At 47.1% G+C, this 24,415-nt stretch carries 27 protein-coding genes; 24 read left to right on the forward strand and 3 right to left on the reverse strand.

What is annotated here, in order from left to right:
* The first annotated feature begins 14 nt into the window (after nt 1–14).
* From Electrica_RS26860 to Electrica_RS26945, 18 genes are all read left to right on the forward strand, one after another.
* Nucleotides 15–332 carry a hypothetical protein gene (locus tag Electrica_RS26860; RefSeq protein ID WP_007372316.1) on the forward strand — a complete coding sequence of 106 codons (318 nt, stop codon included), beginning with the start codon at nt 15–17 and terminating at the stop codon, nt 330–332.
* Nucleotide 333: 1 nt separating this feature from the next.
* Complete coding sequence (locus Electrica_RS26865) at nt 334–1,083, forward strand: hypothetical protein (protein WP_045269635.1); 750 nt, start codon at nt 334–336, stop codon at nt 1,081–1,083.
* Nucleotides 1,084–1,103: 20 nt separating this feature from the next.
* Complete coding sequence (locus Electrica_RS26870; protein ID WP_016241554.1) at nt 1,104–1,790, forward strand: hypothetical protein; 687 nt, start codon at nt 1,104–1,106, stop codon at nt 1,788–1,790.
* Between the two features lie 158 nt (nt 1,791–1,948).
* Nucleotides 1,949–3,124, forward strand: a complete 1,176-nt coding sequence (locus Electrica_RS26875) for a ParB/RepB/Spo0J family partition protein (RefSeq protein WP_007372318.1) — start codon at nt 1,949–1,951, stop codon at nt 3,122–3,124.
* 185 nt (nt 3,125–3,309) lie between these two features.
* Nucleotides 3,310–3,819 (forward strand): hypothetical protein, encoded by a 510-nt coding sequence (locus Electrica_RS26880; RefSeq protein ID WP_223307977.1) that lies wholly within the window; start codon nt 3,310–3,312, stop codon nt 3,817–3,819.
* Entirely contained in the window at nt 3,816–4,184 is a 369-nt protein-coding gene (locus tag Electrica_RS26885) for a hypothetical protein (protein ID WP_007372320.1), read from the forward strand. The genes Electrica_RS26880 and Electrica_RS26885 overlap by 4 nt, the downstream gene beginning before the upstream one ends.
* Nucleotides 4,185–4,198: 14 nt before the next feature.
* Nucleotides 4,199–5,611: a replicative DNA helicase gene (gene dnaB, locus Electrica_RS26890; protein ID WP_007372321.1), complete on the forward strand. Its 1,413-nt coding sequence runs from the start codon at nt 4,199–4,201 to the stop codon at nt 5,609–5,611.
* Nucleotides 5,612–5,733: 122 nt separating this feature from the next.
* On the forward strand, nt 5,734–5,934 hold the full coding sequence (locus Electrica_RS26895) for a hypothetical protein (protein ID WP_007372322.1): 201 nt from the start codon (nt 5,734–5,736) through the stop codon (nt 5,932–5,934).
* A 126-nt stretch (nt 5,935–6,060) separates the two neighbouring features.
* Complete coding sequence (locus tag Electrica_RS26900) at nt 6,061–6,426, forward strand: hypothetical protein (RefSeq protein WP_008786579.1); 366 nt, start codon at nt 6,061–6,063, stop codon at nt 6,424–6,426.
* 89 nt (nt 6,427–6,515) lie between these two features.
* On the forward strand, nt 6,516–8,951 hold the full coding sequence (locus Electrica_RS26905; protein ID WP_007372324.1) for a phosphoadenosine phosphosulfate reductase domain-containing protein: 2,436 nt from the start codon (nt 6,516–6,518) through the stop codon (nt 8,949–8,951).
* 23 nt (nt 8,952–8,974) lie between these two features.
* A complete protein-coding gene (locus tag Electrica_RS26910) occupies nt 8,975–9,349 on the forward strand; it encodes a hypothetical protein (protein ID WP_008786576.1) in 375 nt (124 codons plus the stop codon).
* A gap of 10 nt (nt 9,350–9,359) precedes the next feature.
* Nucleotides 9,360–9,707 carry a hypothetical protein gene (locus Electrica_RS26915; RefSeq protein WP_008786575.1) on the forward strand — a complete coding sequence of 116 codons (348 nt, stop codon included), beginning with the start codon at nt 9,360–9,362 and terminating at the stop codon, nt 9,705–9,707.
* Between the two features lie 250 nt (nt 9,708–9,957).
* Nucleotides 9,958–10,308 carry a hypothetical protein gene (locus Electrica_RS26920; RefSeq protein ID WP_007372327.1) on the forward strand — a complete coding sequence of 117 codons (351 nt, stop codon included), beginning with the start codon at nt 9,958–9,960 and terminating at the stop codon, nt 10,306–10,308.
* Nucleotides 10,309–10,340: 32 nt separating this feature from the next.
* On the forward strand, nt 10,341–10,640 hold the full coding sequence (locus Electrica_RS26925) for a hypothetical protein (protein ID WP_016241553.1): 300 nt from the start codon (nt 10,341–10,343) through the stop codon (nt 10,638–10,640).
* Entirely contained in the window at nt 10,640–11,464 is an 825-nt protein-coding gene (locus Electrica_RS26930; RefSeq protein ID WP_007372328.1) for a hypothetical protein, read from the forward strand. Before Electrica_RS26925 ends, Electrica_RS26930 begins: the two co-directional genes overlap by 1 nt.
* A gap of 61 nt (nt 11,465–11,525) precedes the next feature.
* Nucleotides 11,526–12,185: a hypothetical protein gene (locus Electrica_RS26935; RefSeq protein ID WP_008786574.1), complete on the forward strand. Its 660-nt coding sequence runs from the start codon at nt 11,526–11,528 to the stop codon at nt 12,183–12,185.
* Between the two features lie 48 nt (nt 12,186–12,233).
* Complete coding sequence (locus Electrica_RS26940; protein WP_007372330.1) at nt 12,234–12,479, forward strand: hypothetical protein; 246 nt, start codon at nt 12,234–12,236, stop codon at nt 12,477–12,479.
* 203 nt (nt 12,480–12,682) lie between these two features.
* Entirely contained in the window at nt 12,683–16,060 is a 3,378-nt protein-coding gene (locus Electrica_RS26945) for a hypothetical protein (RefSeq protein WP_048242079.1), read from the forward strand.
* A 221-nt stretch (nt 16,061–16,281) separates the two neighbouring features.
* On the opposite strand, the gene Electrica_RS26950 is transcribed toward Electrica_RS26945, so the two are convergent.
* Nucleotides 16,282–16,605 carry a hypothetical protein gene (locus Electrica_RS26950; RefSeq protein ID WP_007372332.1) on the reverse strand — a complete coding sequence of 108 codons (324 nt, stop codon included), beginning with the start codon at nt 16,603–16,605 and terminating at the stop codon, nt 16,282–16,284.
* Nucleotides 16,606–16,696: 91 nt separating this feature from the next.
* Nucleotides 16,697–16,888: a hypothetical protein gene (locus Electrica_RS26955; protein ID WP_007372333.1), complete on the reverse strand. Its 192-nt coding sequence runs from the start codon at nt 16,886–16,888 to the stop codon at nt 16,697–16,699.
* A gap of 143 nt (nt 16,889–17,031) precedes the next feature.
* Here Electrica_RS26955 and Electrica_RS26960 point away from each other — a divergent pair, with 143 nt between their 5' ends.
* The 5 genes from Electrica_RS26960 to Electrica_RS26980 all read left to right on the forward strand — a co-directional run bounded on the left by Electrica_RS26960 (nt 17,032) and on the right by Electrica_RS26980 (nt 20,022).
* Nucleotides 17,032–17,556, forward strand: a complete 525-nt coding sequence (locus Electrica_RS26960; protein ID WP_016241551.1) for a hypothetical protein — start codon at nt 17,032–17,034, stop codon at nt 17,554–17,556.
* Between the two features lie 71 nt (nt 17,557–17,627).
* Complete coding sequence (locus tag Electrica_RS26965) at nt 17,628–18,173, forward strand: hypothetical protein (RefSeq protein WP_007372335.1); 546 nt, start codon at nt 17,628–17,630, stop codon at nt 18,171–18,173.
* Between the two features lie 136 nt (nt 18,174–18,309).
* Entirely contained in the window at nt 18,310–18,612 is a 303-nt protein-coding gene (locus tag Electrica_RS26970) for a hypothetical protein (RefSeq protein ID WP_007372336.1), read from the forward strand.
* Between the two features lie 111 nt (nt 18,613–18,723).
* Nucleotides 18,724–19,149, forward strand: coding sequence for a hypothetical protein (locus Electrica_RS26975; RefSeq protein WP_016241550.1), 426 nt, complete (start codon nt 18,724–18,726; stop codon nt 19,147–19,149).
* 153 nt (nt 19,150–19,302) lie between these two features.
* The gene (locus Electrica_RS26980; protein WP_007372337.1) at nt 19,303–20,022 is read left to right on the forward strand and encodes an HNH endonuclease signature motif containing protein; all 720 of its coding nucleotides are present in this window, start codon (nt 19,303–19,305) and stop codon (nt 20,020–20,022) included.
* A gap of 1,528 nt (nt 20,023–21,550) precedes the next feature.
* Here the strand turns inward: Electrica_RS26980 and Electrica_RS26985 are convergent.
* On the reverse strand, nt 21,551–22,669 hold the full coding sequence (locus Electrica_RS26985) for a replication initiation protein (protein ID WP_016241547.1): 1,119 nt from the start codon (nt 22,667–22,669) through the stop codon (nt 21,551–21,553).
* A 925-nt stretch (nt 22,670–23,594) separates the two neighbouring features.
* Here Electrica_RS26985 and Electrica_RS26990 point away from each other — a divergent pair.
* A complete protein-coding gene (locus Electrica_RS26990) occupies nt 23,595–23,843 on the forward strand; it encodes a hypothetical protein (protein ID WP_016241546.1) in 249 nt (82 codons plus the stop codon).
* Nucleotides 23,844–24,415 lie beyond the last annotated feature (572 nt).

Here is a 24,415-nt window from a genome sequence, read left to right on the forward strand (position 1 = left end):
AACGAGGATAACAAATGACTGATGAAAACCAAATAAAGGTGCTGTTTTGCATTCTGCGTCGTCGATTCGTGGATTATGTCCCTGAGTTTGAAAACTGTGTAGAAGAACGGGAAGTCATCAATGAAACGCCGAAGGGTTACCGTATGTCCGTCTCCTACGGCACATCAGTTTACCTGCACGCGGATTATGAGTTTTTCGAATCACGTCAGGCAGCGTATCAATGGTGCGCCCGCCGTGTGACCGCTAGCATTGAGAAGATGAAACAAAAAATGCAGGCGGCAGAAGCAACAAAAATAAAACTGATAGAAGCATCCGGGAACTGTGGCGAATAAGATGACACCACGTCAAATTATCCTCTCACATATTACAGCTGAGAAAGCACTCCCACGAGGAACGCTGATCTGGTTATTCTACGAGAATGCCGATGATTTAATCAGCCTGAATGAAGTGGACGATAATCTTGAAAGGTGGCATCAACGAGTTGGGTCGCCTGAAGAAATTCAGGTGATACTGGATATGCCTGATGACGATTCAGAAGTCTGGCTATTCAGCCCAACAAAATTATTCTCCCCACGGGTAAAAACCCCCGTTCTGACAGCCAGAGATAGGGCAGTTGCTCGCTATGGCGTTTCTCGCGTTATGACGGCGGAGAAAGTTGTTTTTCTGTATTCAGGGTATCTTCTGCACCTCTATAGACAGGCATATGGTTTCACCGGCCCTGCGCCTGAAGTTCGGGTCAACTGGAGTGCCAAACATTCATGGGGCGGCAGGAGCTCAATCACTATTTCACCATCGTCCATTTATCCTGACAGTGATACACCGCGCTATCGCTACCATGAGTACGCACATATAGAGCAGCGTAAGGACATCGGAGCATTTTATTCAATCAATCAACTGGATCATATCAAAGGCGTAGTGGCACATGAGCTTGCGCACTTTTGCCAGCGCCACACTGGAAAAGATAATTTTAAATTTGGTTTTCCGGTACTCCCTGAAAAAGATTTCAGAACGGCTCATGGTGATGGGTGGCAGTTCTTGTATGCATTTTTCAGAACAGAATTAAATAAAAGAATTCAGCGATAACCCAAAAAAAGGCATAACCAATGTACCTTCTTTCCATTTTATTATTTACATTTGTTTATCTGTTATCCTTTAATTCTGTTATAGAGGAAAATAGAGACCGCTATTCCATACAGACTTTTGCAATAGTGATGATCACGATATTCCTGATATCAATGCCAGTAACAACAACTTTTGTGTCGTTGATGCTTGAAGAAAACCAGAGAGAGCATCGTGATTTGATTTCCTTCCTGCAAATCAATTCCGTTTGGTTCGCAGGAGCCGGGGGGCTGGTGGCTATCTTCTTGTCAGCCCTGACAATGGTTCGCCTGAAGCAAAAACGTATCCGTCACAAAACATCGAACCTTAACCTCATCGTTGTGGGCCTTTTCGCGGGCGTAGTCTCTTTTGCCAGCGCGTATAAGCATCTAGCTTTCTTCAGTGGGGATGATGCGGGAGTGTTTTTATATGAGGCTATACCAGCCATCGATGACATCGACTGTAACGCGCCAATACTCCTGGTGAAATGGGAACCTGACTCAAAGAAGCCAACTGCATGGCGATGCCCTACGGGCGTTGCATTCAATATCAATAGTCCTACTCCATTCCTACCTTGGGGTTCATATGAGGAAGGGGAGAGTTCAAAACTAAATGAAGTGATGACAATTTTGATGAAAAATGCGGTCAAAATCGAAAAACGTCGCCATCTTGATGTCATCATTACGAGCTAAGGCCTTGTAATCACTGGATTACAGGGCTTTTTTATGTACCCGAAAAAAAAGAGACATTTTGTCCCCAAATACGCTTCGTCACCTGTTTGGTGTGTGTTTAACTGGATTTACAGCAAGCAACGAACCTCGCGACACAATAACTAAAGCGGAGAAACACCATGAACACCGACGTTAAAGCTATCTTCGAACAAAGCCGTACCCTGGAAAATCTGGAAGGCGCTGCGGTACTGATGCGCAGCTTAGACAAAGCGCCATCATCACTCCGAGCACTGAGCGATTTCGTAACCAAAGCGCGTAAAAGCGGCAATACGGAACAGTTCGAAGAAGCCGATATCGGGCGTAACAACGTCTTTGCGGTGAGCCCGTACTGGTTGTTTGTGGAAGAGGGACTGAACCTCCGCGACGTAAATTATGACCGTGCGGTAATGTTCAAACACGCTTATCTGGAACGTCCTCAGTCAGTGCCTGTCATCCGCGTTAAACCAGTAGTAGTGGAAGGCGTAACCCGCCTGAAAATCATTGATGGCCACCACCGTTTTGCTGGCCTGATGATGGCGATTGCTGAGGGCGCGAGCTTCCAGAAAATCACCGTCGAGGAATTTGAAGGCGGCAAGGACGAAGAAGTCTACAACATGATCGAGAGCGCCAACTCCCTTCAGTTGAAGATGGTGGAACGCGCTGAAGGCTTCAAGCGCCTGATTGGCTGGGGTCACACCATTGAGTCGATTGCTCAGCGTCTGGGTGTCTCTCTGGTCACCGTTCGCCGCAGTATCGTGCTGGCAAACGCTGACTTCAGCATCAAGATGCTGGTGAAAGAAGATAAGGTATCTGGTGACGTTGCCGTTGACGTTATTAACGAATGTCAGGGTACTGACCGCGACCCGTATGAAGTCCTGATGGAATCCCTGAAAAAGGCAGAAGGAGCTGGGAAAACCCGCGTCACTGCCAAATTCGTGAGTTCCAAGAAAAAGACTGGCCTGAAACCGAAAGTTATCCGTAAAACCTTCGACAGCCTGTTGCCAACCCTGAGCCAGCTGCGCGACCAGATCCCGCCGCAGCCGGAAGGTGAGCATGAAAATCAGATCGAAATTACGGAAACCGTGCCGGAAGAAGTCGTCTTACGCCTGACTCCTGAAATGGCCCGTACTCTGATGGCTACCCTGGCTGAACTGGAATCAGCAAAACAGGCAGAAGATGCTGAAGCTAATGGTGACAACGACGGTGATAGTGCTGAAAACAACGGCGGTGCTGACGATGCGACTGATGCCGATACCGATGGCGCTAACCAGCAGAATGGTGAAACTGAAGAGACTCAGCTGCACCCGGTGTACTAACCTCCCAGCAGGTCTTTAACAGACCTGCATAAAATTCCTTTTCATTCTGATGGGCCGGATAAACCGGCTCATATTTTTGCACATATAAATGGCCGCATTTTGCTGCCTTAAATTTTTCGATGATAGACAGGAGCGCATTAAAATATCAGGGTTATAGACTTTTTTGGATAGCAATGGGGGTCGCGTTGAATATTCAGACTAATTATATCGAGCTGCAAAATTGGCTCGAAAAGGCAAAAAGTATTTATTCCTCCGCAGGATGCCCGCACGAAAGAGTTGATGATGGCATTTTAAAAATTGCAATGCAGGTAGCGGCTATTAGAAAAACAAAACCAGATATGCTGCATGTATTCCTTCAGGAGTTAATTACTGAGTTCAAGGGTTATAAACTCATTCAGTGCCGATTCAATAAATCCAATTATGAGCATTTTGTTATGACCCCGGAAATTCAGATTCTGATCGGTGGTCTTATGGATAAAGCGTCAGAGGGAATAATGCTGGCTTCTATCTGCCACATGCTACAGGTAGATACGTTATCCGAACTTCTAAGCCTAATCCCAACGGGAATGCCAGACACCGATGTACTGGATGCGCTATGGCGTGATCAGAAGACGCCCGCAGGACTGAACCTGCTTGATGACTTCGTACTTCTGGATACCGTTGCGCTGGCTAATAAGCGGGGGATTGCTGCATGAATGTATCGGCGTTGATTAGTAGCCTCTATGTGACCGTTATCGCCGGGCAGGAGCTGGAAGCAAAAGCTCTGGAGCATCACGAACGCCGTACAGCTGGTCGATTTTGCCGAAAAACACTTTCTGTCCACGCGGTGAAGCGCAAGCCCGGGGTGGAATTTCTGGCGCGGCTGAAAGTCAATTACGCCCGCGCCAACCTGACAAACTGCGACCCCGGTACAGTAGCCGAGCTGAGGCTGGTGGGCCGCTCTGATGAAGCGAATGAGCTCTCTGAAGCAATTCTAAAGGCAATAGCATCCAGTTACCCGGAGTTGGTATCGGAATGCGCACGACAATTACAAAAACAAAAGCTATTCCAGAACCTCTGAGGCCACTTATGACTATGGCGGACATCTCGTTTACCGAAACAGGTGAGACAAAGCAAACAGCTGAATACAGCTTAAAAACCCCTCCGCAATCGATAGAAGCGGAACAGTCCGTGCTGGGCGGGTTAATGCTTGAAAACCAGAGATGGGATGATGTGGCAGAAATCGTTAGTGAGCAGGATTTTAGTTCTCGACCGCATCGCTCAATTTTCTCTGCAATGAGATCGCTCGTTGCGAATCAATTCCCGATTGATTTGATAACCCTCGCTGAGCACATCGAAAACGAGGGAGAAGGTAAGCTGGATAGTCTCGGCGGTTTCGCCTATCTGGCAGAACTGTCAAAAAATACGCCCAGTGCGGCAAATATAATTGCCTACGCGCAGATCGTCAGGGAACGTGCCGTAATCAGGGAAATGATAAAAGTTGCCAACGAAATAACCGAGGCCGGTTACAACCCGGAAGGTAGGACAAGTGACGAATTGCTTGATCTTGCAGAAAGCCGGATTTTCCAGATTGCAGAGCAAAGGGGAAATAAAAGCGGTGGGCCGGAAAATATCAGCAGCATTCTGGACAGAACCGTTACCAAGATTGAAGCCTTGTTCCAGCGTCCCCATGACGGGGTCACTGGAGTTGATACCGGCTACGTGGACGTGAACAAGAAGACAGCCGGTCTACAGCCCTCGGATTTGATTATTATCGCTGCCAGACCCTCAATGGGGAAAACTACGTTTGCAATGAACATCTGCGAGAATGTATCGCTGACAAACGATAAGCCCGTCATGATTTTCAGCCTGGAAATGCCTACGGAACAGCTCATGATGCGCTCACTGGCATCGCTATCACGCGTCAACCAGACCAGCATCCGAACCGGACAGCTCGATGACGAGGACTGGGCCCGGTTATCCGGCACAATGGGACTGCTGCTGGAAAAAAAGAACATTTACATTGATGACAGCTCTGGCCTAACACCTATGGACGTTCGCTCCCGGGCGCGTCGATTGTCCCGCGAACACGGTGGGCTTAGCCTCATTATGATCGACTACCTTCAGTTGATGCGTGTACCGTCGTTATCTGACAACAGAACTCTGGAAATTGCTGAAATCTCCCGATCTCTGAAAGCACTGGCAAAAGAGCTGAATGTACCGGTAATCGCTTTATCGCAACTAAACCGCTCGCTTGAACAACGTGCCGATAAACGTCCGGTAAACTCAGATTTGCGAGAGTCAGGCTCCATTGAGCAGGATGCTGACCTGATCATGTTTATTTACCGTGATGAGGTCTATCACGAAAATAGCGATATGAAAGGTATAGCCGAAATTATCATAGGTAAACAGCGCAACGGGCCTATAGGGACAGTACGTCTCACATTTAATGGTCAATGGTCTCGATTTGATAATTATGGTGGCCCTGAGTATCATGATGACGACTGACCATAAAAGCTACTGACCTTATCCTGATATTTAATTAAAGGTTTTCGACTGTTTAATTTCGCCAGCTGATTGGCCCGATAGATAATGGTTCTACGGACAGCAATCTTTTATATAGGTGTAAAATGAAAACGATACTCTCAGCTTTATTATTCGTTGTTTCATGGAATGCACTGGCACAGGATGAGGGAAATAGTGGTGATAAAAAGCAACAGGCAACGGCAACTATTCAAATTTCGATTACAATTTTACCCGAACCGGTAAAACCAAAGATCACCAAAGAACAGGTGAGTGATACGCTAACCGTCATTTCTTATGAATGGTAGCATCCAGACAACCAACGGTTAAGCCTGCTCCAGCAAAGAAAAGTATCTTTCTGAACATCACTTCGTCACCCGAATGCCTCGTGATTTAATAAGTAAACAAACCGGACAATATTCACGAGGTGTTTTATGACAAATGAAACTCAGAACAACGCATCCGCACCTGAAGAGTTAATCACGCGTATATCGCAGGTCATTAAACGCAAGGATGGATCTGAAGTGAAAATTACTGCTCAGGCTGCGTTCGGTGCAGGGTTAACTCGCTCTATCGATGTATATGTTCTTCGTCGGGATAATGCTGATTCAAACTGGCAAGGTTGCAGTAATCGACCAAAAGCAGGATGGCGGAATATGTCTGTAGATGAATATATCCGTGAAGGGCGCTCTGAAATGCTTAAGGCAGTTACGCCGGGAGAAATTCTAAAGCTCACAAATGCCATTGGCAAACCAATGAGTTGTCTTGATCAATTATTTCCATCCCCGATTACTAAATAAATCATTAAATAATACCGCTGGCCTTATTCGTCAGCTGGTACGCCCGTGTTTAAATAAATATACAAAACGAATAAATAAACAGGTGAACCATGCAACAGGTAATCGACTTTGGCACATCAGAACCGACCCTTGCCCCAATCCTTACCGGGGATAAATGGGATACGGTTTGGCAAACACTGGCTAATGACGAAGACCTGAATTATGTCGATGCCAGCACTGGCACGAGCATGGCCAATCTTATCACCACCGGCACAAACGCCATTTATAAAGCGCTTACTGACGGCTGGACTATGAGCCTGGCGTATTCATCAGGAAAGGACTCTGAGTGCGTTCTGCACCTCTTCCTGATGGCGCTGGTAAGGGCTACCCGCAATGGCACAAACATCAGCCAGCATCACTATGTGATCCACACCGACACGGGCATCGAGAATCCAGCCGTCCGCTGGCTGGCAGACACAAAACTCGCCGAACTTGAGGCATTCGTTGAAAAGCACCAGTTACCGCTGAGCATTGTAATTGGTAAGCCTGGACTGACATCTGGGTGGACTGGCCGCATCCTTTCAGGGCGAGGATTGCCAACATTTTCAAATAGTTCCGCCAGACAGTGCTCGATCGACTTGAAGGTCGATCCTGCACGTCGGGCCCGTGCCGAGTACATGCGAGGACTGCCTAAAGCCGTTCGTCAGCGCGTTTGTCTGCTGCTGGGTTCCCGTGATGCAGAGAGCACAACCCGTGCCATGAACATCGAAAAAAAAGGCGGGAGCGCTGAAGACGTTAAACAGACAAAAGAGGGCGGTGAGCTCTATCCGATCCGTCACTGGCATCAGGGGAACGTATGGGAATTCCTGCTATCGTCCGGGGATGAGGCTCGTTTTGCGTTACCCAGTTACCTGCCTAACAATAATGAAACTGCTGAGCTCTACAAAGAGGCTACGGGCGAATGTGTCTGGACGGGTTCTGAAAAAGCAAAAAGCGCCTGTGGTTCACGATTTGGCTGTTACCTTTGCCAGGCTGTAGGGCTCGACCGCTCTATGGAAAACCTGCTGAATGCCGACCCGGAGAAATATGGCTATATGGCTATCCTGAACCGGCTTCAGCGTTTCATTGCCAAACGCCGTTATGCCTGGGAAGACCGCCATCCAGTGGGCCGCACGGTATACGAAGGTGGGTATATTAAGATCCAGCCAGATGTATACTCGCCGAAATTCCTGGAACGTCTGTTACACATCTGCTGTAGCGCCGACTACGTAGAGCAGCAACGCGCCGATGACGTTGCCGAGAAACTCGCTTACGGCTTGCTGGAAGACAATGCGCATAACCGTCGCATGTCCCGGCCTCAGTTCCGCATCGTCAGCGAAGAAGCCGTTGTGCATGTCGATTTCATGTGGGCTTTCCATCATTTCAATGACAAGCCTTTTAGGGCACTGGAGATCTACCACCGCGTCTGGGCCCACGGCGAGCTGGATCTGTTGACTGATGAACCGACGATGCCTGTAGTCCCTCAGTCCCCAATCCCTAAAGCAGTCTGGCTGAAGGTGGGGAAATTTGGCGATGACTCACTATTTGATGGGCTGGCTGATCCTGTTGCGGAAATGACCTATTTCGACGGCGGAGATGACGAACGCGCCGCACGTGTCATCAAGACAAGAGACGGCCACCGTCGTGTTGTCAGTTTCAGCGAAGATAACGAAGTTACCGTAGATGAAGAGTCTGCAAGCTTTGTGTTATGGGTGGAATACCCACGCCTTAAATCTGCTATTGAGAGCGGGGCGTACACCGCTGGGAGCGCGGCGCAGTTCTACCTGCGTTTCGGCACGGTATCTCTGTGCAAAGGTAAGTCAGCCTTGTATCACAAAATGATGCAGCGTGGTCAAACCTACCATCGACTCGGCCTGACCGGATTCCAGTCGATGGAAGGGATCACAGCTCGAAAAGACCTTCGCATCCTCTCGACCGAGAAATACCAGCATGTTCTGAAAAGAACGCTGGAGGCCCGGATCATTCGTTTTAAATGGTGGGCTAACCTCGCTTTCACCATCCAGTACCACATGACCCGCATGACAGAATTTGGGTTCTGGCTGCATCGCGTCTTACGCCAGGAAAGCCATAACGAGCTTATGGACGAGAAAACGCTGTGCAAAAACAGCCTGGAAACTGTCCTGATCAACCAGACCAATGCCTGGTGTCTTGTGATGAGTGACGTGGGCAACAAACCTGATACATCAAATGCGCTGCGCCGCTACTGGAGACAGGAGCGGGCCCGAGCTTTCGCGCACTGTGCTTCAGTACCGGAAGTCCTTAAATCGCTGGTGGCTCGTGAGATGTTCAATATTTATCGACGTGCGCTTTATGAACTCAATAGCCATAAAGAGTTGAGCCTTGGCCTGATACACATACAGGAACTGGCAACTCAGAACGCGGACGCGTTACGGATCCATATCAAAATAATGATGCGGTTAATCAGGCTGTGGCAATTGTCAGGTTTAACAAGCATTGGTCAGAGTGAATTTTGTGAGGCGGCTTAACTGCCTGGAATAAAGGGAAAATAATGAAAATCATGCTTTCACTAGGCTCTGTTGCTATTACGACAGTAGCATCTATGTTGTTGCTGTGCAGCCAGGCTAATGGCAGCAACGGGAACAGGCCTTTACGGATCAACGAACCTGTTCAGATTACTATCGAACAAGTGATGTATCGCATTGCAAATGGTAACCAGAATATCGGCATGAAAATGCGTGAAAACCCAGTGCTGTTTTCGGGTCATGCCGGAATCAGTGTAGAGCTAAGTGATTTTCCGCCCGGGTCAAAATCCGCGCCCGTACCCGGAACTACCGTAATGCTGCGTACCGCTTTGTCTGGTCAGACAGAGGCCTGTTATCAGCAGCACTGCTACTCAGCCGAAGTGACCACGTACAACGAATAGAGGTCTTGCTATGGCAGACAGAACTGATGGAATGAAAGGAAGAGCACTGATTAGGCAGTTGTCCGGTATGCCACCCGGCGTTAACCCATTAAACGTTCCTCAGCCGCTTAAGCGAACCGTGTGCCTGGCAAAAGGCATAGTGGATACATGGGATAGTTTTCCATCCGAAAACAACCTTGCAATCGCCCTGGAAAACGCCGCTGCAATATCACGGCTGGCGATAAGCCTCCTGCAAGAACGGGAAGTACTGTACCGGCAGCTGGCATCTCTTGGAGTAGAACCAGAGAAAATGAAACAATCCGTCGAAGCCATCCCGATGGAAACGCTTTTAAAAAGCCTTCCAATGAGGAAAAAGTAACTTTCTAGCGTTTTTTGTTTCCGCTGTAAGAAGACACCTTTTTTGGTGCTCAATAGCAGTATTTTTTTAACAGATAAACTAAACGAATTCAATATTTCTTAAATTCAAGCACATTTTGTCTTCTTTTAAATTTCGTCGTAGGTTTAATGCAGTTAATAATGTTACTCACGGATTAATTTTTAAAAAATACAGAGCCTAATCAGGCTATACGGGTTTTGTAATTGCTATCATTAAAGTCACGAGGAAAACCATGAGTGCATACGTCGAGCAGGTATTTAATGATGTTGAAAAAATGCGTGGCAAAGTTCTGGCCGACCGATTCCGCATGGTATTCAAAAAAATCCAGCTTGTGAAGAACGACGACTCAGACGAGGCCTACAACCTGAAGCAACAGGAAAACCTAGCCGCTGTCACTGAACTTCAGAATGCTGGTGGTTTCATTGATTGGGACATCAAGGTCACTAAGTATAGCAACACATCCACTCAGGTTGAGTTGCGGCATAAGGTAGATGGTGTGCTGGTATGGCGCGATTTTACCTTCGTAAGCGATTTTGTATTCGAACTCGCTAAAAACGTTGTCTATTCAAAAGAGACGGTCTGAATTCAATTTTTGCATTAATAACCGGTGGAAAAATGGAGCAACTGACACCTGCAAAACTCGACTCGATGATTACTGAGACTACAACTGAACTGCTATATGCGCAGAGGGCACTTATCAGCCCAAGCCGAGCTGATGCGATGGAAAAGAAAGCGTCTCAATTACTCAGCATATTATTGGAGTTAAAGGAACTAAGAAATAAAAGCCCACAAAAAATCATACTGCCACCCCCTGCATGTTGCTTTGCAGATCATAGTTATCCTGCATATTCCAGAGACCAAGTTATTGCAATACTTGATTCTCTTGGACATAAAATTATTGAAAAGGAAAATTAATGCGCCAGACAAAAATCGTAAATATATTCTATGCCAGTGCTGAAGAGCTTCAGCTAGGCATTAACGAGATAGATACTGAGATTACGACCGCTTTGCAGAACGGCAATATGGAAGCCGTCAAAAAAGCAACGTTACTTAAAAACACCATGATTAGTCTGCTGGACAACAAACAGAAGGGCGAGCTGGTTCAAGAAACGTGTACGTCAGGCGAAAAGGCTGATTCATCGGTAGAAATAACGGACGCAATGGCCTACGCGTTCCACGCGGCATCTGGTGAGGGTGCAATTGGTTCCGATGATGTTGAAGAGATAAAGCGTGGTCTGCGGGTAGTTATCAATGAGTGTGGCCTCACAAATCACCTCGTAAAGATCCCTGCTGGTTTACACGATGCAACAGCTCAGCTTGTAGTTAACTTCGCCTCTGAGATGGCGGGTAAGCTTTACCGGGCCCAGGAGAAGTATGGTCGTGGGGCTGAATGGGCAAAATCTGACTGGAAGGATGAATGCCTCAAAGAGCTCCACCGACACCTTTCAAAAGGTGATCCACGTGATGTAGCAGCCTACTGCATGTTTTCGTGGCATCACGGTTGGCTGACCCACAGCGAACAACCTGCTATAGCGGGGCTCAGCGAAAGAGTTCTGTTCGATAGCTTTATGAAAGATGATTACTCACCTGATTCAAGTGGTTCAGTATCAGAGGAAGAAGAAAGGGTCTTTCTTGAGGTGCTCTTTCACATATGGCAAGGCCGGGCCGCAGTTCAGAATGGATTAACTCAACAGGAAATGGATATCGTAATGAAGTACCGGGAACAAAATCAGAAATAACATTACTGCGTTCTGACAACCAGTAAATTAACTCGATGCGGTATTTCAGAAAGGAAAAATTATGATCGTTCTCAAATACCCTCCTTACCCATCGCCCTTCTGGTTCCGGGGGGAAAAAGATAAAACGGGTGTGGTTACCGAGGTTGGAACAGTTTATGTGGAAGCAACAAAGGATAACCTGCTGCTGGTGGAGGGCACACTCCCTCCGGTAGGTGCGACTTTGTTTCTTACACCTGACCGGTTCGATATTAAAGCTGAAACTGAGATTGATAGCCGGGCCCGACGAGAGGAACAGGCCAGACAACGTCTGACACGGCAAGAAGAAGAACGACAGCAAAAGGCCGCTCTCGATATGAAGCTGATGCAACAGGCGCAAGAGCGAAACGCTCGTTTGTATCTTCCGGTACGATGGACAAGCGGATTCAAATCGGTGATTTCCGGGCTGACGGAAAACAGTAGCGGTAACGGTATAAACCGGCGAACTGTGATTCACGTGCTTTTACTTGAGGACATACGTGATGGGCGCCTGGTCAGAAATGAAGGGGATTTTCTTTGCACCGCCGCAGGTGGAAGTAACGGCAAGCTTTGGGTTAACCCAGCCACCCATAGTGATGGTGAGTACGGGCCTTACGTATGTGAAATAACGTGTAAGCAGTGTATTAAGGCTGCTCTACGTTGGCAGGATAAAAATAAGGCCGTCCCACCGGAATGTGTTCCGTAGGTATCAGGCGAACCGATCACCACGCTATAGAGAGAGGGGACAGTGAACATGCAAGTTGCTAAAAACAAGTACGCCGTTCTGGACAGTGCGATCATGAAAATACTCGGCAAAGAGCCGGTTCCATTTTCACTGATTATGCTTCCAGACGTAGCTGGTGAGTGTTCCCGACTCGCTGATGAGGAGAGGAATAAGCCGATGCCATTCCGCATTCTTGACCGGCGGTTACAGGCGCTAAGAAAGGCTGGCAAAATTCAGTTCGTGACCGGAAAAGGCTGGGTAAACCCTCTTTCCTGACCACCCGCAATTCGTACTGCATCTTCCTTTTCGTAAAAGGCAACTCTTCGTTGCCTTTCATCCCCCAGAGCTATTCGTCACCTGCCCCCCCAACGATAAAATCAAAGTATCACAAACAATATGTCCCCCATTTAAGCCATTAGAAACACCATGTCCTAGTACAATAGCGGCAACATGGCTAAAGCCGGGGGAAGGAGATCATAATGACGGGTATCGTGCGCATTGAACAACCGGTAGAGCGAATTGAACGTTTCCATTCTCTTCAAGGCGGTCAGTACTGGCGGGCAAATGAAGCCATTGCTGAAGAGAACATTGCCGCTTCCGAAGTACTGCTGATTGAATCGCTGCGTTGGGTCGACAACAAACTGCATACGGTCATTCTGCGCACCCACCCATCAAAACATGGCCAACACATTCGGTTTGAATATACCGATGAATCTGGCCGCACTTGTGGCACTACCCGTAGCTTCACTCAGCACCGCTTTTTGTTTGATGACTTCGTTAACAAATTCACCTTTGCTGCTGACTCGAAAGAAGTCCGCGAAAGTGAAGTGCAGGCCTGCCAGCAGTTGGCTCAGAAGCTGACCGTTGAACTTTCCGAGGCGATGACAAACCCTGAACGCATGAAAGAGATCATTGCGGAACGCCTTGAAAAAGAGCAGACAGAAAAAAGCGAGAACAAACTCAATACTCTACCCGCGACGATTGACCAGTACACAAACCTCGCCACCGGCCCGTTAGAAAATGCGCTGACATCCGGTGTCAATGAGGAAAGCATTAAGGGAATGATGGAAGCGGCTCGGCATGGACATAAACTGGCCGTCATACAATCTGAATGGCTACAAGGTAAGAATAACGAAATTACCAGGGCCGTTCAGGCCGTCGTACCCTATTACCAGGAAATGGCTGCGGCGCAGCTGGCCGCATTCGAAGAGAGCAGGGAGAACGTTGAATCGCTGATGAAAGGGATTGCGTCTCTGGATCTTTTCATCGGCAAAGATGTTGTCGTCAACACGATAATCAAAGGCAATTCAGCCCCGAGCGACATTCCTCTGACATTTGTCCAGAAAAAGCTACTGATGGATGAGGAGCTCGCTGTCTATCTGGATCTGGGAGACTGGTTCGATTTCACCAAAGCAGATTTATTCGACCAGGCACTGCAAAAACACCCGGGCCTAATCGAGCAGATTTTCCCGACCCAACGTTGCGTACTGGTTATGGCCGTCACCAGACGGCACGTCAATTATCAGGATCCGTGGGAGGCTGCGGCCAAAGACTTTCAAAACAGATGTGTCTTCCTGCTGGTACGAGACGGCGAAAATATTTACCAGGTATGCAGCCCGGTTGAATCTCATCTGGGCGCTCATACGCTGTTCCCTGAACGTGACGAGCAGGACGCGCTTTTTCGCGGTTTTGACGGTTCTCGCATCACCTTCCGCGATGTAGCTTACACTGACCGGCTGCGGGCGCATGAAAAGATGGCGCTGCACTATAAACGTTTCCTGATCCTTTGCTGCGGGCTCGACCAGCGTGAGCGCCTGTTTGGCGAATTCTATGATCGCAGTAGTAACATTAATTTCATCTCGATGGACTTCCAGGAGAAATATTGCCGCTTTATTCATGACGCAGATGGAACCGGTCTGTTGAGTGACCCGGAGGCCGATACCAGACCATCGCTGGAGTCCTACATTAAGCAGGCGAACCAGCACCTGCGTTCTGGTTCACGCGTCTTTTGTGAGTGGAGACAGGTCGTTAATCCGGTTACCGCACCCGGGGCAGCTAAGGATGATTCAGGTAACGGCTACCGGGGACATTCATTCACGGTTGATTTCGTTAAAAGCCGTAGTACCAGCGTGGCATACCAGAAGAATGAAGAGATCTACGTTGATGTGCCAGTCGTTCAGCACACCTACAGCCGTAATGCGAAGTCAGACAAACGAGAATTCAATGCCAAGGTATGCCTCTCAAAATTCAGAACCTCTGATAGCCTTGGCTATCTTTGCCTGGACACGGTGAAATCCGCCGATCTCGAATATTACATTCACAACCGGCGTATCCGGGCTAACCATCTTTATTACATCCGGCTCTTCAAAGAACTTGCGGCACTGCTGAAGCTGGAAGAAACGCATGAAGAACAATACCGAAGCAAAATGCTGGCGGCTTTAAACGCCGGGAACATCGGTGACGAAAATGACCGGGTTGCGGCTGTAGATAAAACGATTCAGACGTGGCGCTGCGCAAACCGAGGTGCATCCCTCCAAAGTGGTCTGGAAGATGAGAAGCAATGGAAAGCGCTCCTTGCCATGATGGATTTAATTGCATGGCGAGGTCATGCAAGCATCCCGCAAATTGAATGCTACTGTGAGCAACTTGGAAACTCTCCTCTACGGCTTGTGGTAATGCCAAACGGCAAACTGGGCCTGTATGTAGCCCCACGAGCTGAAGAACGAAACGATGCAGCTGAGAAACACAAATGGGCTATACGTGTGGTATTGAGTCTGACGCGTACCGGTGTGAAAGAGGTATCTCGCTCATGGGCTCTGGTTAACGAACTGAGCGTATCTGAATGCACCCTCAAAGAATGGCCGCTGGTGGATGAGTGGAAAGGGTTAAAGTCTGTATTTGAAAGCTACGACCGGAAACTTAAAGCTCTGGCAGACATTGAACTGGGCCGTGAGACTCTCAAGCGTCTGAATCCCAGCAACCAGGAAGGTCTGAGCGAGCTGGCAGAATTGTGGATTAATGCTTTTGAAGAAATGAACTTCTACCGACCGACTGGCGGGATCGTTCAAAAGCCAGTAATGATGATCCCGATTGGTCTTATTGTCGACCGTGAGGAGTGGTCATACTTATATCTTGGTACACGCGGCTCTGCGGTCGAGTATATCTATCAGAATCTGAATGATAAGGCACTCAAGGCCCGGGTAGCCCACCGTCTGATTTCAAATTACGAGGTCAAAGAGGGTAAGCTCGATAATCTTGCCAATAAGAAAACAAGTCTGGGTCTCTTTTGCACAAAACAGCGCCCGGACATGGCCCCTTTTAGCGCAGACCGAAACATAGAGACATATGGGCCTGATTTCGGCGTTAACCATGCTGTGCTTACGCATATGGTATCGTTTAAATCGCAGATAGCGCTGATTCAGCAAGAGGCAGATCGCGGCTTACACCGTCTCTTCACGATAGCCAGCAACCTGGTCAGTTCAGCCGGGGAGTTGCTTATCGATCAACTGCTCGGCGATGCGGCGCGAGATGCAGATGAGCCGGTAGATATTCTTGAGGTGGTTATTAACCCAGCGCCAACCGGTGAACCAGGGGCGAAGCTGAAGAAGAATGGTGAGACATTCTGGCATAAGCACTGGTGTGATTTGTGTAAGCCAGGAACCGAAGAAAGCCTGGCACTCTCCCACATTCACGCGCCGGATCACGTCATTACGCGGACTTCGTTCAGTTCCAAGGAGGATGCCATCCTCTTCGTACTCAAGACGATGCCGCAGGCCAGAAAATACGAAAAGGATTTCTTCCGCGACAATGATTTCGATGTACCTGATGGGATTATTGAACGGTGGATAGACCGTTAATCATATGCAGTATGAATAAAAAAAAGCCCGCTTTAGTCGTTGCAAGCGGGCTTTTTATTTCTTCGCGTTACAGCTGTGGCATCAATTACAAAACGGAACGGCTTGGTGCCGGGGCGAAGAACGGAGAAAGGGATAGGCACGAGGTGGTGATAATGTTGCTATTCATATGGGGTATGAATAAGAAACAGCCCACTTGCGAGTACTAAGTGGGCCATTGAGGGTCAGGCATAAGACTCAGACAGAGCAGTAGCGGCTTCAAGCGCCGGTTCAAGCGACAGGCTGTTATCGCTGATAACATTCCATCCCTCATTGCCGTAAACAAAATGGACGTAACCTGCACGTTCAGTTTCTTCAGGGCGATAAGCATAGAAGTAGTCTTCATCAGTAGAGAACATGGCTTCAACAATACGTTCTACGTTCGTAGAGCGCTTCAGCACAATCTCTTCTGAGTCGAATACCGAGATGCTATATCCTGCTTCAATCAACCCGGTTGCTGCTGCCCGGGCAATTTCCTGCTCAATACGTTGCCGCTGATCTACGTTCATGCCTGCTGCTCCTCGATGGGAAGTGAAGTCGAACACACGAGAAAGCATGAACTATAGTTCACATTTAATCAATAAAAAAGGGAACTATACTTCACTTATTCTTGGTTTTTTTTAATACTGGTAGTCCTGCAAGCGCATCGTTCCAATGCTGCTCGCGTTCCTCATTACCTGAAATATTACTTATCCATCTTTCGGACTTGCCCCAGCGCTGTGCCAGCGCCTGCCGCGTCCAGCCTTTGCGTTTCATCTCTGCTTTAAATTCATCGCTGGTGGGTTTGTACATAGGTTAATCCACGTGAACTATAATTCACCTGATAGTACGGTAAGGCTGGTTAAGTAACAACGGGATATCGACGGTCATCTTCCGTTCCCGCACACGGGCCAGTGCTCCTGGCTATACTGAGTCAAAAATGCGGAGGACACATTATGTTTGAACGTATAAGCAGGTTTTTCGCTGGCGCAACAAAACAGGAGAGGGCGGAACCGTCAGTCTCTATACCTGAACCTGTTACTCTTGAGGGTGATAACGCGCCATCAGCTATCGAACATGACAGAAAAATAGTCCATGACAGCAGGGTATTTATACATAGGTCTTTAGGCTTTATACTTATGGTATATTCTCCCGAATTATTCAGAAAAGCCATTAATCATGACATATGTCTTGGCTATATATATGGTTATATCATAGCGGCAATAGGTGACGACGAAGAGTTATGTAAAGCATCGGAAAATCGTCGATGGGATGTTGTCGCTGCCTATTATCGAAGTTTATTGGATTATTCAGCTGAAGCTTACTATGAGAAAACTGTAAACGCGATGGATAATTACCACTTCAAACAAGCAAGAAATGTAAGCGTAATGGATTATCACAAAAACAAAATCAATCCTGATGGCGATAATCATCATTTGCGTTTTCTAATGACCGAAATAATTGAAGATAGGGTTGAATAAATACACGTTTCGTCACATGAACGACCTATGGTTTACTGAATATAACGACAACGAACCATAGGCCAGAAAAAATGACACTTCAAAAAGCCAACGAAAAACGTATTGAAAACTTCCTAGCCAAACAAATTCGTCATAACGGTAAGATTTTATCAATGCGTGAATTTATGGATTCACTCATTGCTGACGGCTATAGCCCACGTGCAAAAGCGGAACAGAAAGTAGGACACCCCAGCAGCCGTCAAACCTTTCGCTGGAACAACGAGCAGCAAAGGGAGCACCAGATTAAGCGAGCTCTGGGGGGTACTGTTCTGAAATATTCAATGGTGTCATCTGACGGCTCATTTTATGACATTGAAAAAATTGCCTATGATTACGTCATTGAAAAAATGGGCGGGGTTAACGTTAAGCCGGAAACGATGTGTTTTGCGATTTTCAACAGCCCTTCATCATTGCGGGGCGGGAAGAGAGAGCGCTGTGTAGCTGTCTATAGCCGCACTGTGGCAACAGAGGAACAACGGGTCAGGAGCATGTTATCTACTGACTTCACGCATTATGATCTGGTCTGGTTCGGTGAAGCCACTTCCCAGAAGGAAGCGCTGGAACTAGCCGAGGGATAATATCAATTAGCCACCAAGGAAATAACCGGGGTGGCTTTTTTGTTTTAAACGATTAAAAATAAGCCAAATCACTTCGTCACAAGCATGTGGGTGGTAATATAGACATATAGGCAATCACATTCAACTGGAGGCTAATATGTCAGATTTAATTGCAGCAAGATATGATGAAGTATCAGCTTCCGAGTTTGAAGATGATATGGTTGTCATTGTCATTACCGATGAACAGAGTGAAGATATTGAGGTTATTTCAGACCTTGATGATCTTTTCGTTAATACTGAGGTTGTGGTTATTGATGGTGACGCTTTAGAAGTCGACTATGATAACGCTGGATATTTTTCATCAGAGAATAGCTATGAAGTTTCAGTAGACGATATGTTATTCGACAATACCGTTGGTGAGCAACTTATGGATTGTGGTTTTTTCGGCACTCAAAGCTAATAGATACTCGTTATTTATTATCGCGTCCCAATCGTCATGCAGGTGTGGTTATTTATTTACTGAAAAGCCATGTTTTAAATAACAGGCAACGATAATCTAACAGGAGCGGCTATGAAACTCGAAAACATTAACAAAGAGCAGCAGCTCTATGTTCTTAAATGTGGCTCTATTCTATCAAGCTACGGATTTGATCTCCTGCATACAAAAGCAACCGCCGTAGCTGACTGGATGGACGTTGAAGCACCAGTAGCTGCACTGGGTACAGAAGAACATTTTGAACAATGTGCAGAACTCATGCGGCGCGGGCAGGTATATGCTAACGCTTCCCGGAAATGCTGCCCCGGTAATCTTTCCCCCCAACTAATTGGGCTTGAAGGTTGTCGTGTTAGAGTCACTACCGATGACGGTGAGGAACGCTGTTTCTGGGTTGCAAAAACGACCGGATGGATGCCGGGTCACCTCGAAGTTCCACGCTCGAATACGGCTTATGGCCACCCTGCACAAGCGCATTACAAGTCAGTTCAGACTATTCGATAAGTCACCGGTGCTCCGATTTCGACATGATGCATACCAACCAGACTCACTACTGTTGTCATCGACAAGAATGACAACAGTAGTGAGTATCTATGGCTTATCCTCGGAAAACAGCCCATTATTCATGCCTCCCTCTTCCGGTATGGCATAGCTCACATGGCTTCAGATAAAAATCAAACCGATAAACTCGCCCGCGATATTAAAGACAAGGTTCTCGCCAGGCCTGCTGGCTCATCAGGAGAACCAGTGGAGTACCGGAGTGTCCATGAATTTATGACACTAACCCGCACGGGAACCCCTGCTGATGCCCGCCAGTTCCGGCTGGCTGTTAAAGCTAAGGGAATAGCTATCTGGCCTGATGATGACCCACGCGTAGGGCAGCAATTTGCACGTGACGGCATTCGCTGGGAAGTTCGTCTGAAGACCTTCCGGCCTGAGAGTCAGGATTCATTTGACGATGACCTGGATGAGAAAGTCTCACCAAAACGCTTTGGATATCGCCGGTACGGTGCGATGTCCCGTCCTGATCAGAAGAAATTCAGCGACAGGGTATACTTCAACTGCATGGAGCGGTGTGTCGTCACCGGTGTGAAGACAAAATGCAGGGGAGAAGCAGCACATCTGATTGAGCATCATAAAGCGGGCTCTGACCACTGGAGTAATGGCCTGTGGCTTCGGGCAGACATACATCGGTTATACGACAACGGCCTGTGTGTGATTAATCCCAGCACCCTGACAATCCATTTCCACCCCACTATCCTGGCTAAGGATGACGATCTCATCGCGTATGAAGCTCGGCCAATATTACCGACAAGAAAACCTGTAAACCCTGCCTGGTTAAAATCCCGGTGGGATGAACTTACCTGGCCGAAGTAAGCATCGTGTCTGACAACGGTAGTGAGGCCTAATCATTACCGTTGTCGTAGCAAACGGGCTTCAATGCTTGGCTCATTATCGTTGTCACCAGTCTGGTCAGCTCATAACTATTGCCATCGGCACTGAGATGCCGTCCTGCGCATCGAACTCACATCCATTGTCACTCGATTTTTGAATCTGCCGGGAGTGTAACCAGTGACAATGGTAATGATCACCTTCACATAATTAACGAACCGTTACTACTGGTAAGAGGGTGCATGGTCGACAACGGTAATGACAATTAAGGAAAGTACCTTTCTGTAATGACAACGGTAGTGACTTAATGGTTAACCCTTGTCTGGTTACCGGCAATCAAGTACAGGAACTATGACAATGGTAGTGAGTCATTACCATTGTTATGGCTCATCATACTATCCCTATATACAGCAAGTAGACGGCGTTGCTCACTACCATCGTCATTGGTTGCATGGGTAGCAGAATGTTAGATGACAACAGTAGTGATTCTGGTGCTTCACCATCCGCCTGGTGACAACGGTAATGAGTGATCGAGATCACTATCGTTGTCGCAGCGTTCGGTATGGCTACAACCGGCAAGTTGTGCCTCGACAATGGTTGTGATCCCGCACTCACTTGATTCGTCATCGCCGGAACGACCCCACTGAAATGTACTTGGAAACGATGACAATGGTAGAGACTTGAAAAAATCACATCCATTGTCATTGACCAATCAGGTTAGCTACGACAGCGGTTGGACTCATTTCCATTGTCACCGACAGGCCATGTATTCATACAACGACAACGGCAGGGAGTGACGCGGTCACTACCACGGTCATTCATCCCGCCCCTCAAGTACGAGCAGACAGTACGGCGAGTGAATCCTTACCATAGCTACCTGAAAGGCCTGATTAACCTGGAATGCATATGACAACGGTAATGACCAACAGAACTCATTTCCGTTGTCATTGTGCTGGTGGAGCAGTAAGAACTTGGTCTGAATCATGAATGACAACGGTAGTGAGTATTCTTAGTCAATACAGTGGTCATTCAAATGCGCCGGGAGCAAATGACAGCGGTAGTGAGTCAAATCACTCATTACCGTTGTCATTGTGTCATGGGAATCAGCGATAAATCCGTACTGACGATGCCGACAATGGTAGTGAGCGGTATGAGGTCTTCTCCGAGAAGCTGCTCTGGAGAGTTGTCGATGATGACAACAGCAGTGAGCTGCCAAGACTCATTGCCGATGTCATGGTGTCATGGGTATCAGCGATTTGTCTGTACCGGCGATTCCGACAATGGTAGTGAGCGGTGTAAGACCTTCCCTGAGAAGCTGGTCTGGAGAGATGTCGATGATGACAACAGTAGTGAGCTATCTAGTCTCATTACCATTGTCATGAGTGGTCACCCCGCAATGACAACAGTAGTGACCGCGTCACTCAATACCGTTGTCATTAAGCTAAACAGGATTCTCTGACGATGTGCAGGGAGGGAGGGTTCCAGGCCGTCATCTGACAGCCCGGAGGGAATGCTAGCTGGCGGGATTGTTCTTTTTCTGGCTTCTAAGGCTGCGAATGTAGTGAAGTTCTTCAGCTGTTAAGTCATGGATGGTTAACGTTTCATCCCCATCAATGGGCTCATCTGGTGGGCACAATTCACCTTCCAGTGGCTCACCATTATTTTTACCCGACGTGCCATTGTTCTCCTCATCAGCATCACCCTCGCCATCACCATCAGGTGGTGGTTGGATATTGTTCAGATTCAAATCAGGATCGCGTTTGTGGATCTGGAAATAAACCTTCCCATCTTTTTTTACTTCGGTGTACTGAAGGTAACCAATGGATGCCAGCTCCTCCAATGCCTTACGTACTGTGGCGTTCTGGCTGTTGGCACGGGTCTTAAGATTTAATCGGTTCTTAAGTCTCGTTAAGGAGATCGGGATTGGATTTGGTGGAAGTGACTCAATGAACGTGTAAAGCGCCTGTGCGCTCTCTTTTTTCGCCAGTTCCTTGATAGCCTTCAGCTGCATCAAAACCTTGTGGTCGTACTGATACAACTCGAATATCTTAGGGTCTATCTGTAGCTCTACCTGATCAGAGTCCGGGTCAAGCAAGGCAGACTGCACCAGGTGCGTCGTATACACCTTTGACGAGTGGGTGCTGGTGAAGGACAACATCACGGATGCCAGCCTGCGTAACGACGCGTCGATACGCTTACGGGATGCGGTAGAGGAACGATAATTTTCAGGGTTACAGAGCTTCAGAAACTCAGTAAATTTGAGGCTGATCTTATCGTTATCAATCGGATGGTTAGCTAGCGTTCGGATGATTCCCATCCACGTTTTGAAGTCAACAGACATATCGAGGCGCTGACCCACGATCGAGATATTGGTGAAACCCTCGCTCTCCATCAAAGAAAGTGTCTGTAGTTCTTTCGTGGCATCAAAGCCAACAGTTTTGTATTCACGACTCTGACGGCCAACGCTTTTTGGTGATGGCACAAACAACCCAAGGCGCATGAGCGCGATAGACTGAACCGTCCTGCTGCTATTAGGACGTAAAATAATTTCTTTACCTGTCTCTCTCTCTGTTACAGAGAAAGCCCTGGTAACCATCTGGCCTTGCTGCTCAGAATCTTTCTCATTGGTCATAGTGGTTTATCGACTGTATTAATCAACAGATTATTGAATACTATCGCCCAAAGCCCTCAGTGTCACTTAAGGGATCTCTGCGACGATCTCAGATTGTGCATAAGTCCAGGCTAAAAAAACGCCACGACTAAATATAAAACTCTGAAATTCACATAAAAACAAATACATACGTAGTTTATCAACAAAGGATCAATTCCGGTGAAAAAGATCCTTTAAAAAATCACTACCATTGTCGCCGCAATCACTACCGTTGTCAAAAAACTCACTACTACCGTTAAAAAACTCACTACCAATGTCAAAATAATCACTACCGTTGTCACCGATTGGCTTCCAGGCCTTGTGCCGTCTGGCTTCCGAGCTGCGGGGATCTCTTGTGATCTATGGGAACTCGTAAGGTACTAATTATTGGAACTACCTTGTGGAAAATGGGGATAAATTCTCTCTTCGAGTTAAATCAACATCGAATAGCTAAATTGTCGAAAATATGTACGGGCATGAAAGGAAAATGCGTATAGAAAACAGTGGATAAGATTTTAATAATTTTGTTTCATCATACAGGTGATAGATGGTATCTATATGAATTATAATAGAAATATACTCAAAACTCTTTAAGAGTTATACCTTCAGATCACACAATAAAACTCACTACCATTGTCACAAATACTCACTACTAACGTCGAAATAGTCACTACCAATGTCATTTTAATCATTACCAATGTCAAAAAAGTCATTACCATTGTCATAAAATGCCCTTGAGCCCAGTAACCATGCGGCTTGCAGCGTACAGGGATCTCTTTTGTACTCCGTTGCACCTTTGGGATCTCTTTATTGGAACTGTCCTGTGGAAAAGTATCTTTTTTGCCTTCGTCAGCTACTGACTCGGTGCTTTACTGATTGTGTAAACAAAACGATAAGAGGCACTCACATGTACGCAACTGCAAAAGAAATTATCGCAAAGCTGCAAAAAATGAACCCTGACGAAAAGGTGCTAGTCCGTGTCTGGTACAAGTCTGATGTTCAGGAGTTAGCAATAGACCGAAACATGCCGCAGGTTTCAGCTAGCGAAGCTGAGTCGACCTTAGCGTTGATAGACCGAACTCACGATGGTGATATCGGTATCAACTGGGATGTTGTTCAGAGTGGTATTGAGACAGTTCGTAGTGGCCAAATTTAAGCAACCGAGTAACAAGGACGTGACTCAACTAATCCACATATCCACCGGGTAGATCAACAGATCGATCCAGATTAAGACCAAATAGAACCAAAAAGATCCCCGCTCCCGCAAACCCGCAGCTGGTAAGCTCTGAAGACCTGCCCCGGTGGGGTTGAGAGGGAAAAAAGTGAGCTCTGAAGGGCTGTCGGTGGGGTTAGCCTGGTAGCTGGTGGTGTTCAAAGGGAATAACGGTGGGATTGGAAGGGGAAAGGAACTTAATTATCAACATCTGCTGTGCTAATGAAAACATCAAATAAAAACATAATCATACGTAACAAATCTCAAAAATAGGTGATCGGTATTCATTTTTTGTCCACACTGGCAGCAGATCAAAAATTTGATGTCAACGACATTTATCCGATTCATCTCTGAAATAACGTATTGATTTAGTACAAATAAAAACCAATACCCGATAAATGGGGACTAAATGACCCCTATTTCTCATGATCAATAAAAATCACCGTGATACATTCGCCCGGACTGGGCATTCCAAGATACCCGGAAAATAACAATAAAACTGGGGGATCCACACG

It is taken from the genome of Klebsiella electrica, assembly GCF_006711645.1.
In the GTDB taxonomy this organism is placed as follows: Bacteria; Pseudomonadota; Gammaproteobacteria; order Enterobacterales; family Enterobacteriaceae; genus Klebsiella; species Klebsiella electrica.